Origin of the sequence: Mammaliicoccus sp. O-M54 (assembly GCF_022386035.1) — a bacterium.
Lineage (GTDB): Bacteria > Bacillota > Bacilli > Staphylococcales > Staphylococcaceae > Mammaliicoccus > Mammaliicoccus sciuri_A.
On the sequence record NZ_JAJNJE010000001.1, the window covers coordinates 542,458 to 557,193 of the forward strand.

The 14,736-nt window shown below is 33.0% G+C and carries 14 protein-coding genes; 13 read left to right on the forward strand and 1 reads right to left on the reverse strand.

Annotation, left to right across the window (positions count from 1 at the left end):
• Nucleotides 1-8 precede the first annotated feature (8 nt).
• The 7 genes from LQ673_RS02770 (at nt 9) to LQ673_RS02800 (ending at nt 7,109) form a co-directional block, all read left to right on the forward strand.
• Nucleotides 9-1,205 carry a hypothetical protein gene (locus LQ673_RS02770; RefSeq protein ID WP_191836237.1) on the forward strand — a complete coding sequence of 399 codons (1,197 nt, stop codon included), beginning with the start codon at nt 9-11 and terminating at the stop codon, nt 1,203-1,205.
• Nucleotides 1,206-1,280: 75 nt separating this feature from the next.
• Complete coding sequence (locus LQ673_RS02775) at nt 1,281-2,570, forward strand: cytochrome P450 (RefSeq protein WP_025904560.1); 1,290 nt, start codon at nt 1,281-1,283, stop codon at nt 2,568-2,570.
• Nucleotides 2,571-2,825: 255 nt separating this feature from the next.
• Nucleotides 2,826-3,506, forward strand: coding sequence for a response regulator transcription factor (locus tag LQ673_RS02780; protein ID WP_025904559.1), 681 nt, complete (start codon nt 2,826-2,828; stop codon nt 3,504-3,506).
• Nucleotides 3,496-4,881, forward strand: coding sequence for a sensor histidine kinase (locus tag LQ673_RS02785; protein ID WP_191836238.1), 1,386 nt, complete (start codon nt 3,496-3,498; stop codon nt 4,879-4,881). The genes LQ673_RS02780 and LQ673_RS02785 overlap by 11 nt, the downstream gene beginning before the upstream one ends.
• Nucleotides 4,882-4,939: 58 nt before the next feature.
• Nucleotides 4,940-5,815, forward strand: coding sequence for a ribosome small subunit-dependent GTPase A (gene rsgA, locus LQ673_RS02790; protein ID WP_191836239.1), 876 nt, complete (start codon nt 4,940-4,942; stop codon nt 5,813-5,815).
• Nucleotides 5,815-6,462, forward strand: coding sequence for a ribulose-phosphate 3-epimerase (rpe, locus tag LQ673_RS02795; protein WP_191836240.1), 648 nt, complete (start codon nt 5,815-5,817; stop codon nt 6,460-6,462). The genes rsgA and rpe overlap by 1 nt, the downstream gene beginning before the upstream one ends.
• 2 nt (nt 6,463-6,464) lie before the next feature.
• On the forward strand, nt 6,465-7,109 hold the full coding sequence (locus tag LQ673_RS02800) for a thiamine diphosphokinase (protein WP_191836241.1): 645 nt from the start codon (nt 6,465-6,467) through the stop codon (nt 7,107-7,109).
• A gap of 54 nt (nt 7,110-7,163) precedes the next feature.
• Here LQ673_RS02800 and rpmB read toward each other — a convergent pair whose 3' ends face one another.
• Entirely contained in the window at nt 7,164-7,352 is a 189-nt protein-coding gene (gene rpmB / locus LQ673_RS02805) for a 50S ribosomal protein L28 (RefSeq protein ID WP_017000124.1), read from the reverse strand.
• A 312-nt stretch (nt 7,353-7,664) separates the two neighbouring features.
• On the opposite strand from rpmB, the gene LQ673_RS02810 reads away from it, so the two are divergent.
• The 6 genes from LQ673_RS02810 to LQ673_RS02835 all read left to right on the forward strand — a co-directional run bounded on the left by LQ673_RS02810 (nt 7,665) and on the right by LQ673_RS02835 (nt 14,252).
• Entirely contained in the window at nt 7,665-8,039 is a 375-nt protein-coding gene (locus LQ673_RS02810) for an Asp23/Gls24 family envelope stress response protein (RefSeq protein ID WP_016911554.1), read from the forward strand.
• Nucleotides 8,040-8,054: 15 nt separating this feature from the next.
• Nucleotides 8,055-9,713, forward strand: coding sequence for a fatty acid kinase catalytic subunit FakA (gene fakA / locus LQ673_RS02815; RefSeq protein ID WP_191836242.1), 1,659 nt, complete (start codon nt 8,055-8,057; stop codon nt 9,711-9,713).
• Nucleotides 9,714-9,840: 127 nt separating this feature from the next.
• Complete coding sequence (gene sdaAB, locus LQ673_RS02820) at nt 9,841-10,506, forward strand: L-serine ammonia-lyase, iron-sulfur-dependent subunit beta (RefSeq protein WP_037587617.1); 666 nt, start codon at nt 9,841-9,843, stop codon at nt 10,504-10,506.
• Nucleotides 10,507-10,519: 13 nt separating this feature from the next.
• The gene (gene sdaAA, locus LQ673_RS02825; protein WP_037587619.1) at nt 10,520-11,389 is read left to right on the forward strand and encodes an L-serine ammonia-lyase, iron-sulfur-dependent, subunit alpha; all 870 of its coding nucleotides are present in this window, start codon (nt 10,520-10,522) and stop codon (nt 11,387-11,389) included.
• A gap of 144 nt (nt 11,390-11,533) precedes the next feature.
• Nucleotides 11,534-13,573 (forward strand): ATP-dependent DNA helicase RecG, encoded by a 2,040-nt coding sequence (gene recG / locus LQ673_RS02830; protein ID WP_191836244.1) that lies wholly within the window; start codon nt 11,534-11,536, stop codon nt 13,571-13,573.
• A gap of 58 nt (nt 13,574-13,631) precedes the next feature.
• Nucleotides 13,632-14,252: a class A sortase gene (locus tag LQ673_RS02835; protein ID WP_126476882.1), complete on the forward strand. Its 621-nt coding sequence runs from the start codon at nt 13,632-13,634 to the stop codon at nt 14,250-14,252.
• Nucleotides 14,253-14,736: the final 484 nt, after the last annotated feature.

The following is a 14,736-nucleotide window of genomic DNA, read 5'->3' on the forward strand; positions in this document are numbered from 1 at the left end:
TGAAAAATATGCTTCCTTATGTGTCTTTATATGAATATGTATATCGTCAAACAGAACATGCTATTGTAGATGCTGATCAAAAGCACGCTATTTATGAAGAGTATAAAAATATTGTGACCTCATCTCATCTGTCTGATCAAGTCTTTATAGAAGTTATGAATAATTTCTTCTATGATATAGGTTTGTTGAGTACGTCTATTAAGGCATTGAAAGTTCCTGACAAGCAAGTGGGAATTAAGGTAAGAGCTACTAAAGATGCTTTAGTTGTTACGGAAGTGCTGGATGATATACGCTTTGTTGTTGGTGATGAAATTACACAGTTATCAGGAGATTCTATTGAATATTGTAGAATGAGATATCATCGTTTATTAAAAGATGAACCATACCATAGGGAAGAATGGGAACATATTTTAACTTTCCAAAATGAAGTAGAAGTAAAAAGAGCGAATCAAACTTATCGCTTTGAATTAAGACATTATCCGGTGAGTACAGAACATACGATTGATGTGACGGTTAAGGATGATGTGCCAATATTAGAGTTTAACGGTGATATTCGTTTTGAACAAGCTGTTGAAGCGTTATATAAATTATCCAAAATTCAAGAATCATCTAAAAAAGTCGTGTTTGATTTTAGGAACGCACAATTTAAAAATTTAAGTATCGCAGAGTTTCTTATACCTTATTTTTATGAGATTGGAAATCAAGAAACGATATTAACGAGAGACACACACGTAAAGGTTGAGCGAGAGCGTCATAAGACGTTATTTAAGCAAAAATTAGAACGTTTGTATAAAGCGTGCAGTGAAATGAATGAACAAGCTTTTTATCAAAATATTTTAGATCAACCTGTTGGTGATTGGAAACTCTTTGATGATGATAAAATTGATTTTATCGGATTAAGTCGATTTGAAGAAATTGTGGTATTAATTGATAAAGATACATCTTATGCAGCTGAATGGCTCGTTTATAAAATAGCAAAATCGGGAATAGTCAATCTTGTCGGAAGACCAACGAGTGGAAATCTAGCATTTTTTAATATTGTTGAGGAAATTATTGATCAACGATTTATACTCAGTTTTCCAGTTGAAAATCTAAGTCAATCGATTCAACATGATGTCGTTTATCCAGATACGCTAATTGAGTGGTCAAAAAGGCATGCATTAGTTGACAAAGATATAAAATTTTCAATTGATAATAGTAGTTGATTGATTATTTTCACAGAAAATGAAATAATATGTAAGTATATGAAATTTACAAAAATTCTAGGGGGCATTAACTTTATGGGTAAGCAAATACCAAAAGATAGAGGGCTAGACAGTACATTAAAAGTCTTAAAAGAAGGCTATAAATATGTACCAAATAGACTTGAGAAATTTGATACAAATATTTTTGAATTAAGAGCATTAGGTGGAAGAAGAACAGTTGTATTTAGCGGTAAAGAAGCTGCAGAGATTTTTTATAACAATGAATTAATCGAAAGACAAGGTACATTACCTAAACGTGTTGTTAATACTTTATTCGGTAAAGGCGCTATACATACTACTGGTGGTAAAAAACACATAGACCGTAAAGCTCTATTTATGTCATTAATGACTGAAGAAAACTTAGAATATTTGAGAGAACTTACACGTAGTACTTGGTTTATGAATACTGAACGTATGGAAAGAATGGACGAAGTTAACGTTTATAAAGAATCTATTATCCTATTAACTAAAGTTGGATTTAGATGGGCAGGCATTATCGCTTCTCCTGAAGAAATCGAAAGCTGTGCTAAAGATATGGATACTATGATCGATTCATTCAAAAATATCGGTACTGCATTCAAAGGATATAGAGAAGCTAAAAAAGCAAGAGATAGAGTAGAAACATTCCTAGAAAATCAAATTATTGCAGTACGTGAAGGTAAATTAACACCTCCACAAGGTACAGCATTACATGAATTTAGTCATTGGGAAGATTTTGAAGGTAATTTAATGGATTCTAGATTGTGTGCGATCGATTTAATGAACGTTGTGCGTCCTCTAGTCGCAATTAACCGTTTTGTTAGTTTCGGTGTGAAAGCATTACATGATTATCCAGGAGAAGCAGAAAAAGTCTTCAATAATGAAAATGACTATGCTTATAAATTTGTACAAGAAGTTAGAAGATTCTATCCTTTCGTACCATTTTTACCTGGTAAAGCAGCAGTAGATATCGAATTTGATGGCTATACTATTGAGAAAGATACTTTCTTAGTATTAGATATTTACGGAACATTGCATAGAGAAGGCTTATGGGAGAATCCAGAAAGATTCTATCCAAACCGCTTCAGCGATTGGGACGGAAGTCCATTTGATTTAATCCCTCAAGGTGGCGGCGATTATTATACAAACCACCGTTGTGCGGGTGAATGGATGACAATTATCATCATGGAAGAATCAATGAAATACTTCGCTAGAAACATTTCATATGATATGAAAAAAGACCAAGACCTATCTGTTAATTTAAATAAATTACCAGGTCGTGTCGTAAGTGGTACAATCATTGAAAATGTTAATGCATTAGTAAACCGTAACGTAGAATCAGTTTAATTATTAATTGATTTATTATAATAATATTATTCAGGCTGGGACATAATCTAATGTCTCAGTCTCTTTTAGTATCTTGGCAGTAGATGACTGAATTGAAATGCGCTTGTACCAAGCTTTTTCAACTCTAGTCATCCTTGCTGGGGCGGGACTACGAAATCTTTTTTACAAATTAGATTTCTGTCCCGCTCCCCCTTAAATAATGTATATATGAAAATTTTCAAAGATATTTGGTATCATAGGTAAAGAGGTGATGACATGGTAACTTGTTTAGTTGTAGATGATGATAAATTTATCTTAAATGATTTGAAGCGAGAAATTGAACGTGAACATATAAATGTTATAACAAGTCTCAGTGGTGAGGAAGCTTTAGAAGTTGTAGAGCATAAATATATTGATATTGCTGTTGTAGATATTATGATGCCAGGTATGGACGGCTTTGAATTGTGTCAAATACTTAAAGATAGTTTTGATATTCCAGTTATCATGTTAACGGCAAGAGATGAGTTGAGTGATAAAGAAAATGCATTTCTTGCTGGAACAGATGATTATGTAACGAAACCATTTGAAATTAAAGAGTTAATTTTTAGAATAAAAGCTGTACTACGCAGATTTAAAATTAATTCATCTAATGAACTTCAAATAGGTAACACACATATTAATAGTGTTGATATGGAAATAACGATTAATCAGAAAACAATGCTTTTACCTAAGAAAGAATTTGCATTATTAGATTATTTAATGCGTAACAAAGATAAAGTACTACAACGAGACAAAATCATTGAAGTTGTATGGGGCATTGATTTCGAAGGAGACGAGCGAACACTTGATGTACATATTAAACGTATTAGAAAGCGATTAGAAAAGTTAGAGAGCGATGTCTTGATTAAAACCGTGAGAGGCGTTGGTTACAAGGCGGTGCTTGCTCATGAGGTTTAAGTCTTTAGCGCAACGTATAACAATCTATACAATAGTTGTGATGCTCGTAAGTGCTATTTTAGGATTCATTCTGACAAACATTTATTATCATATAGATTTAAAAGAAAAAAATGACCACAAAGTATTTAATACTTTAAAAGATGTTCAAGATTATATTGATCATGACAATGAAATGTCGTTGGATAATTATTTAAATCACTTAAGCGAACTTCATTATCAGGCTGTATTATATAACGATAAGTTGAAACCGACTTATTATGGTGATAACTTCAGAAAATATAATTTAGATAATCAAGCAGTTGAAGATGTATTAGACGGTAAGACGTATCATGGTATTAAAAATAGACCGTTTAATATTTTTATTACAGGATTCTTTGATAATGAAACAAGAAACACTGTCGGTATCAAGATTCAACACCAAGGTAGTGAATATGCGTTATTCTTAAGACCTAGTGTCGGTTCTATGTTAGGCGAATTTAGAATATTTTTAGCGATATTACTTGTGTTGCTTGTCGTTATTTCATTAGTACTCGTACTATTTTCAAGTTATTCATTGGCAAACCCAATTAGACGACTTATGAAGACAACAGAATCATTACGTAAAGGTGATTTTGATGTCGATATCAAAGTCACACGTGACGATGAAATAGGTATATTACAACATCGATTTATTAAGATGAGAGATGAACTTAAACAACTAGAAATGATGAGACAATCCTTTGTTCAAAATGTCTCTCATGAAATTAAATCTCCGCTTCAATCTATTTTAAGTTTATTAAGAGAACTTGAACATGAACAAGATGAAAATAACAGAATACAAATTATAGAAGATATATATGCAAGAGCATACCGTTTGAGTAATTTAACGAAACAATTATTGTTGTTATCGGAATTAGATAATAGTGAACATTTGTCATTTAATGAAACAGTACATGTTCAAAAAGTCGTTAAAGAAGTCGTGCAAAACCTGAATTTCTTATTAGAAGACAATGAAATCTCAGTTCTATTTGATATGGACGATTTAACTATTAAAGGTAATCATAAGTTACTTTATCAAGCACTCTATAATATATTAAATAATGCTATTAAATATTCACCTAAGTATAGTATGATACAAATTGATCTTAAAGAACAAAATGAATTTGTAAAAGTTTCTATTATTGATGAAGGTTATGGCATGACTGAGAAACAATTGAAACATATTAAAGATCGATTTTATAAAGGTGATCAATCTCATAATATTCATGTTGATAGTAACGGTCTTGGTTTATCAATTGTTGATTCAATTATTGAACATCATGATGCTCAAATCTTCTTCGAAAGTGAAGTCGATAAAGGGACAGAAGTAACGATTTTGTTTAAGCAACATAAATAATTGATTATTTAAGCAGTATGATTTGGTATAATAAAAATAAAATGAGGTAGGTGTTATATTGAAAACGGGTCGTATTATTAAATCAATAAGTGGAGATTATTCAGTACAAGCTGACGATGGTATATATATTACGAGAGCTCGAGGGTTATTCAGAAAGAAGAAGACATCTCCTGTTGTCGGAGATATCGTTGATTTTCAAGTTGAAAATGAAACGGGTGGGTATATTCAACATATTCATGAACGTGAGAATATATTATTAAGACCACCAGTTTCAAATATTCATAAAGTTATCGTCGTGATGAGCGCATCAGAACCAGCGTTTAGTCAACAATTATTAGATAGATTTCTCGTAGTCGTTCATTCATACAATATTACACCGATAATATGTGTAACTAAAAAAGATCTCGCCACTGATGACGAAATTCAACAAATTCAAGATAAATTAGCGCAATATCAATCAATTGGATATGAAACGTTATTTATAGGCGAAGAAGATGATGTATCAAATGCGATTAAACCCTTAATTGACGGTATCATCGTGTTAAGTGGCCAATCAGGTGTTGGTAAATCCACGATTATGAATAGATTATTCGAGGATTTGAATTTAGAAACAAACAAAATCTCAAAAGCGCTTAATCGTGGTAAACATACGACAAGACATGTTGAGTTGTATGAGCTAGATGGTGGTTATTTAGCGGACACACCTGGATTTAGTGCATTAGACTTTTCTCACATTGAAAAGGAAGAACTTGCAGATTTATTCCCAGAATTTGAAGCGATTAAATCACAGTGTAAATTTAGAAATTGTACGCACATTAATGAACCTAAATGTGCAGTAAAAGAACGCATACGAGACAATCATTTTTATCAGTTAAGATATAAGCACTATTTGACATTATTCGAAGAAATTCAAAATAGAAAGGTAAGATATTAATGGTAAAAATAGCACCTTCACTTTTAGCTTGTGATTTTGCAGAATTAAAACAAGAAGTAACACGCGTTAAGGAATCTGGCGCAGACATTTTACATTTTGATGTAATGGATGGTCAGTTTGTACCGAATATATCAATTGGATTACCTATTTTAGAATCATTAAGAAAAGTAACAGATATGATGATTGATACACATTTAATGATCGAGAACCCAGAACAAATGATTGATGCATTTTGTGAAGCGGGTAGTGACATGGTTTCTGTTCACTTTGAGGCGACACCACACATTCATAGAGCGATACAACAAATCAAAGCGCATCATAAATTAGCAGGTGTTGTGATCAATCCTGGAACGCCTGTAGAATCATTGTCGCAAATTTTAGGTGACGTGGACTTTGTTTTAATTATGACTGTGAATCCTGGATTTGGTGGTCAAAGCTTTATAGAATCTACGTTAAGTAAAATTACTTGGTTAGACGAATATAGAAATGAACATGACTTAAACTTTGAAATTGAAGTTGATGGTGGTGTTAATGAAGAAACTGGTGCGTTATGTAAAGCACAAGGAGCAGACATATTAGTTGCAGGATCTTATTACTTCAAACATGAAGACTACAAAGAACCTGTACACAAATTAAAGGGTGATTAATCATGAAAGTAAATCTATTATGTAGTATGCGTCATATCAATGAACATATACTTCAAGCTGAAAAGCACATTGATTGGATAGGTGTAGATAGAGGCACAATTGAATTAATTAAACATGACATTAAGCCTGTTGCTGCTATAGGAGATTTTGATTCGGTATCAGATGAAGAGTATCAACAAATTATTAAACATATCGATATTGATCCAGTAAAAAAAGAAAAGGATGATACTGATCTTGCATTAGCAGTTAACTTAGCAGTTGAACTCGGATACGAAGAAATAAGAATATATGGTGCGACAGGTGGCAGATTAGATCATTTTATGGGTGCTGTTCAAATATTAACGAAACCAGAATTTCTGGAAGATAATATTCAAATTACGCTTGTAGATGAGCAAAATGAAATTACAGTATTAAAAGCAGGAAATCATCGAATTTCACAAGTAGAAGGCATGAAATATGTATCGTTTATTCCGCTAAGTACGAATATTAGAATAAAATTAGAAGAATTTAAATATGATTTGCCATTTACAACTTTGGCTCAAGGCTCAACGTTAACAATTAGTAATGAGTTTAAAGCGGGTCATGAACACCCATTAGTAACAGTTGAACTTGGTAATATATTGATGGTACAAAGTAAAGATAAATAAAAAAAGAGAACCTTCCACACAAAGGTTCTCTTTATTATATGTGACTTATATTCATTAAACGCGTGTAACTTTACCTGATTTAAGCGCACGAGCTGAAACCCATACACGTTTAGGTTTACCGTCAACTAAGATTCTAACTTTTTGTAAATTAGCGTTCCAACGACGTTTGTTAGCATTTAATGCGTGAGAACGGTGGTTACCAGTTCTAGCTTTACGACCTGTTACGAAACATTCTTTAGCCATAAATATCCTCCTTTAATGAAATATAAATACACATTTATTTACGTTTACACACCTTAATAATATAACACGCACTTGTCATTTATTCAACGCCTTTTTTGTAAATTAGCGAAAAAATAATAACAAATTTCGCAAAAAGTATTTTAAAGTTCAATTTATTTGTTATAATAATATCTTGTGAAAACGTTGTATAAAAAACGTGATTAAAATGATGAATTCTTGCGATGTGAATGTGATATTAAGTATAATTAAACAGAACATATATAAAGTAGTTTATAAAACGAAAAAATTTAAATGTGTAGGAGGGACGTAATCATGACTTTAGAAATTACAAATGAGTATGGAAGTATCGATATTTCAAATGACGTTATTGCAACGCTTGCTGGCGGTGCTGCCGTAGAATGTTATGGTATCGTTGGTATGGCAAGTAAACATCAAGTTAGAGATGGCATTGCAGAAATTCTTGGGCGTGATAATTATGCCAAAGGTGTTATTGTATCTCAAAACGAAGGTGTTCTTGATGTAGATATGTATATAATTGTGAGTTATGGTACGAAAATCTCAGAAATAGCAAACAATGTCCAATCTGCTGTTAAATATACTTTAGAACAATCATTAAATTTAAAAGTCAACGCAGTCAACATATATATCCAAGGTGTTAGAGTTATTAATGATGATGAGGAAGCATAGGGAGGCAAATACAGTATGAATAAGATTGACGGCAAATTGTTTGCTGATATGATCGTTCAAGGATCAGATAGTTTATCAAACAATGCAGATTTTGTAGATTCTTTAAATGTGTTTCCTGTACCAGATGGAGATACAGGAACAAATATGAATTTATCAATGTCATCAGGTGCAGCAGAGGTTAAAGCTCATAGTAATGTACATATCGGTGAGGTTGGTAAAATATTTTCTAAAGGATTGTTAATGGGCGCAAGAGGTAACTCAGGTGTTATCTTATCTCAATTATTTAGAGGATTCTCAAAATCGATTGAGAATGAACAAGAAATTGATGCTCAACAATTCGCTAAAGCATTCCAATCAGGTGTGAATACAGCATATAAAGCTGTAATGAAACCAGTTGAAGGAACGATTTTAACAGTTGCGAGAGTAGCTGGAGAAGCAGCTGTTACAGCAGCTGAATCAACAGAAGATGTTATAACAGTTATGGAAGCTGTCATTAAAGAAGGTCAAACAGCATTAGAAAACACACCAAACCAACTACCTGTACTTAAAGAAGTAGGTGTTGTGGATAGTGGTGGACAAGGTTTAATGTTTGTTTATGAAGGATTCTTAGCAACATTAAAAGGCGAAAAAATTCAACCAGCTAAAGAAAAAGTAGATACAGACGAATTTATTAATGATGACCATGATTTCGGTGGTGTCATGAATACTGAAGATATCGTCTACGGCTACTGTACTGAAATAATGGTTCGCTTTGGAAAAGATAAAAAAGCTTTCGATGAAGAACAATTCAGAGAAGATATGAGTCAATTCGGTGATTCATTACTTGTAATCTCTGATGATGAAATCGTAAAAGTACATGTTCATTCTGAAACACCAGGTGAAGTATTATCTTACGGTAGCCAATACGGTGAACTGATTAAAATTAAAATCGAAAATATGCGTGAACAACATAGAGAAGTACTTCGTAAAAGCGCAGATAAAAAGATCAAACAAGAACAACAACAAGAGCAAGAAGAGATTGAAACAGCAGTTATTACAATTTCAATGGGTGAAGGAATCACAACATTATTTAAATCACTTGGTGCAACACATGTCATCAGCGGTGGCCAAACTATGAATCCTTCAACAGAAGATATTGTAAAAGTTGTAAAACAATCAGGTTGTAAAAATGCTATCATCTTACCAAATAATAAAAATATTATTATGGCAGCTGAGCAAGTTGAACATTTAGTTGATATACCTGTAGCTGTTGTAGCATCAAAAACAGTATCTCAAGGTCTTTCAGCAATGTTAAATCTTAACTTAGAGCAATCAATCGAAGAGAATAAAGCGCATATGGAAGATGCAATGCGTTTTGTAAAATCAGGTTCTGTAACATATGCCGTTAGAGACACAAATATAGATGGTATTACAATTAAAAAAGGTGAGTTCATGGGTATCCATGAAAGCAGTATTAAAGTAAGTGATGCTGACCACCTAACAGCTAGTAAAAAGCTTATCGATGAAATGATTGATGAAGACAGTGAAATTTTAACAATTATTAAAGGTGAAGACGCTACTGATGAAGAAGTCGATCAATTAGTATCATATGTTGAAGAAAACTATGAAGAAGTTGAAGTAGAAGTACATCAAGGTGACCAACCAATTTACTCATTCTTATTCTCAGTAGAATAATCTCAAGATAAAAGACAACAATGTTAAACAAAAGCGTTGTTGTCTTTTGTGTTGTAAAACGCTTACAAAACGAGCGAAAGTTGTTATAATGGTATGGTGAAATTAAAAGAGAAACGAGTGATTATTGATGAAATATAGAAGTGTCTTTGACATTATTGGTCCAGTAATGGTTGGACCATCTTCATCACATACTGCTGGTGCAGTAAGAATTGGATTAATAGCTAGAGGGTTATTTGATGGTAAACCTGAACATATTGATATATATTTATATGGGTCTTTCATGGAAACTTATAAAGGACATGGTACTGACGTTGCGTTAGTCGGCGGTATTCTAGGCTATGATACAGACGATGACCGAATCAAAACAAGTCTTCAAGATGCTGAGCAACAACAGATTGATGTCAACTTTATCGAAATGTATGAAGAACGATCACATCCGAATACAGCAATTATCAACATGAGAAATAAAGAAATGGAAATCTCAGTAGAAGGTATTTCAATTGGTGGTGGTAAAGTTGAAATCGTTGCGATAAACGGATTCCAAATTGCCATTAGTGGGAATTATCCTGCTTTACTTGTTTTTCATAAGGATACATTTGGCACAATCGGGAAAGTGACCAATGTCTTTGGTGATTATCGTATTAATGTTGGTAGTATGCAAGTGGCCCGTAAAGAGAAAGGTGAACTTGCATTAATGACGTGTGAATTAGATGATGATATTCCACAAGAAGTCTTAAATAAAATTAAAGAAATTGATGGTGTACAGACAGTCACATTAATGGGGGAATCATAAAAGGAGGGTTATCATGTTTCAAAGTGTAAAAGAACTTATTGAAATTTGTGAAAGAGAAAATAAAAAAATTTATGAAGTCATGATTGAACAAGAAATGCGTGTGTCTAAACTCTCTAAAGAAGAAGTTTATCAAAATATGGAACGCAATTTAGATACAATGGAAAAAGCCATTGAACGTGGTATAAATGGTGTAACGTCAACAACAGGTTTAACTGGAATGGATGCTGTACTTTTACAAGATTATTTAGAAAGTGGACAATCACTTTCAGGTGATTTAATGATTGATGCAGTAAGTAAAGCTGTTGCGACGAACGAAGTAAATGCAGCAATGGGTAAAATATGTGCAACACCAACTGCCGGTTCTGCAGGGGTTGCGCCTGGTGTATTATTTGCACTGAAAAAAAGACTAAACCCTTCTAGAGAAGATATGTTACATTTCTTATTTACAACAGGTGCATTTGGATTTGTTGTTGCGAATAACGCATCTATATCAGGTGCGGCTGGTGGTTGCCAAGCTGAAGTTGGTTCAGCAGCTGCGATGAGTGCTGCTGCAACAGTAGAAATGGCTGGCGGTACACCTCAACAATCTGCAGAAGCATTTGCGATTAGCTTAAAAAATATGTTAGGACTTGTTTGTGATCCAGTTGCAGGATTAGTAGAAGTACCTTGTGTTAAGAGAAACGCTGCAGGTGCTTCAAATGCAATTATTTCAGCTGATATGGCTTTAGCAGGCGTGAAATCAAGAATTCCTACTGATGAAGTTATAGAAGCTATGTATAAGATTGGCCAAACAATGCCTTCAGCACTACGTGAAACAGGTCGTGGTGGTTTAGCAGGTACGCCAACAGGAGAAAGGTTAAAACAAGAGATATTTGGAAATTAACCAAAACATTAATTTATAAGGCTAGGACATGATTCATTGTCCTGGTCTTTATTTGTTTGTATAAAGCTCATTTTGGTGAAATCGATTGGTTTATATCATGTATTTGTTCTATAATTAGAGTATTAATAAATATAGGTGATAAAAATGAATAAGCAACATCTAATATATACAGAGCGAACTTTGCAAGAACTTAAAGGTGTTGGACCAAAAAGTTTACAGTTATTAAATGAATTAAATATCTATACATTAGAAGATTTAGTGTTGTATTTACCAACACGTTATGAAGATGAATCTGTCGTTAATTTAAATGAAGCAACTGATGGTGATGTTGTCACTGTTACTGGAGAAGTGTACTCTAGTCCGACTGTCGCATTTTTTGGTAGAAATAAATCTAAATTAACGTGCCATATGCTGATTGATCAAATTGCCGTTAAAGTCACATTCTTTAATCAACCTTATTTGAAAAAAAGACTCATTATGGGTGAAACAGTTACGATCAAAGGTAAATGGGATCAAAAGAAACAAATTATTGCTGGTCAAAAAGTAATGGCTGAAAAAGAAGACGGTGGAAATGCGTTAACACCTATTTATCGATTAAAAGAAGGTTTAAAACAAAAGCAGCTTAATAAATACATTGAACAAGCATTACAACTTGTTGAAATTGATGAATGGTTATCTCCAAATTTAATGGATAAGTACAAATTAATGCCATTAAAAGATGTCATTCCAATTTTACATAAACCACTTCAATTTAATCACCTCAAATTAGCGCGACGCACATTTTCATTTAATGAATTATTCTTATTTCAGTTAAAGATGAAATGGTTAAGCAAATTAGAAAAAGAATCTAATAAAATAGAAGGTTTAAATTATGATGTTAATGCGGTGAAATCTTTTATCGAAACATTACCTTTTGAATTAACAGATGCTCAGAAAAATAGTGTGAATGAAATTTTTAGAGATTTAAAAGCACCTATTAAAATGCATCGATTATTACAAGGTGATGTAGGTTCGGGTAAAACGGTTGTTGCAGCTATTGCGATTTATGCAATGTTTAATGCTGGTAAGCAAAGTGCGCTTATGGTCCCAACAGCTATATTAGCTGAACAACATGCAATCAGTTTAGATGAGTTGTTTGGTGGGCAATTGAATGTCGCTTTATTAACAAGTTCAGTTAAAGGTAAAAAAAGAAAATTATTACTTGAACAGTTGGAAGTAGGAGAAGTTGACGTCATTGTAGGTACGCATGCACTTATACAAGATGATGTGGCATTCAATGATATTGGATTAGTTATTATTGATGAACAACACCGATTTGGTGTAAATCAACGTAAGAAGCTGCGTGAAAAAGGTGCAGATACAAATGTCTTATTTATGACAGCAACACCAATTCCGAGAACATTGTCTATCTCTGCGTTCGGGGAAATGGATGTAACCTCGATTAAACAAATGCCTAAAGGGAGAAAAGAAATTTTGACATCGTGGGCTAAACATGAAGAAATTGATCATGTACTGAATCAACTAAACAGTGAAATATCAAAAGGTCGACAAGCGTATGTCATTTGTCCATTAATAGAAGAAAGTGAAGCGTTGGATGTTCAAAATGTGGTTGCAATTTATGAGCAATTACAGTTGCGTTTCGGTGCGGAAAAAGTCGGTCTTGTACATGGTAAAATGCATGCAGATGAAAAAGATGAAATCATGAATAAATTTAGTAATAATGAAATCGCGATATTAGTTTCTACGACTGTTGTTGAAGTTGGTGTAAACGTCCCTAATGCAACATTTATGATTATCTATGATGCTGACCGATTTGGTTTATCTACGTTACACCAATTAAGAGGACGTGTCGGTAGAAGTCATCACCAAAGTTACTGTACGTTAGTAGCATCACCTAAAACTGAGAGTGGTGTAGAACGTATGCACATTATGACTGAATCTACAGACGGCTTTTATTTATCAGAACGAGATTTGGAAATGAGAGGACCTGGTGACTTCTTTGGCGTTAAACAAAGTGGTTTACCTGATTTCAGAGTTGCAAATATTGTAGAAGATTATAGAATGTTAGAAGTCGCAAGAGACGAAGCAAGTGAATTAGTGCAATCAGGTGAATTTTTCAAACCTGAATATGATAAATTAAGATTACTAGTACAAGAATCTATGTCAGAACAAAATTTTGATTGACATTGGAACACGTATTGTATAAATTTGAATTACCATATTTTGAGAGTAGGTTAGAAACATGAGATGGTTATATAAAATTATAGGTATCTTATTAATCATGACGGCAATATCTATTTTCTTCTGGAATGATATTAGAACGTATTTTACAGACCGTGTTAATGATAAAGTCATTGAGTCGTATGAAAATCATGATGACAGCGTTAAAATAAATCCAATAGAATCATGGATTACAAAAACAGAAACAGATAACTTAAAAGTAAATGAACACATGGTTGGTTATTTAAAAGTACCAGCAGCAGATATATCAGAGCCTATATTTAAAGGACCAGCAACAGAACAAAATTTAAAAAACGGATTGTCATTAGTAGATGAGAATGAAAAGTTAAGTGAGCAGAATGTCGCAATCGCAGGACATCGTGTAGAAGGTGCGGGAATAAGATTTAACTATCTCGATCGCGCAAAAGTTGGCGATAAAGTAGAACTCATCACATTAAAAGGTAAAAAGACATATATAATTAAAAACATTAAAAATGTGAAGCCAAATCAAGTAGAAGTATTAGATGAACATAAAGGTAAACCGAATCAATTAACATTAATAACATGTGATAATTATAATCCAGATACTTTATTGTTCGAAGAGCGCATGATATTTACAGCAGTAGAAGAAAATGCAGCATAACTATGATAGAGGAGAGCAAAATTTCAAATTTTGCTCTTTTTTTGTTGGGAGAAAGAATATGGAGTGCCTGGATTCGAGATATAGTTGTATGGGTTTATGGAGTAGGTAGGAAGAATGTGAGATATTCGAGAACATGTGAGTTAAAGAGGTGGTAAACTCACGAGATTGAAGAAGATGTGAGTTAAAGAGGAAATAAACTCACGAGATAGATGAACATGTGAGTTAATGAGATATTAAACTCACGAGATTGCTGAACATGTGAGTTAAAGTTGTAGTAAACTCACATCTTTTCAAAAATTAAATGATTATTTAGAAATGAACATTTTTGATTACATAAAAAATCGCCCAAGTCGTAGCTTAACTTCATAATAAAGCCAAGATATCGCTCAAGTCATGGCTTAAGTCCCAAATAAAGCCAAGAGATAGCTCAAGTCGTAGCTTAAGTCCTACATTAAGCCAAGAGATTGCTTAAGTCTTAGCTTAA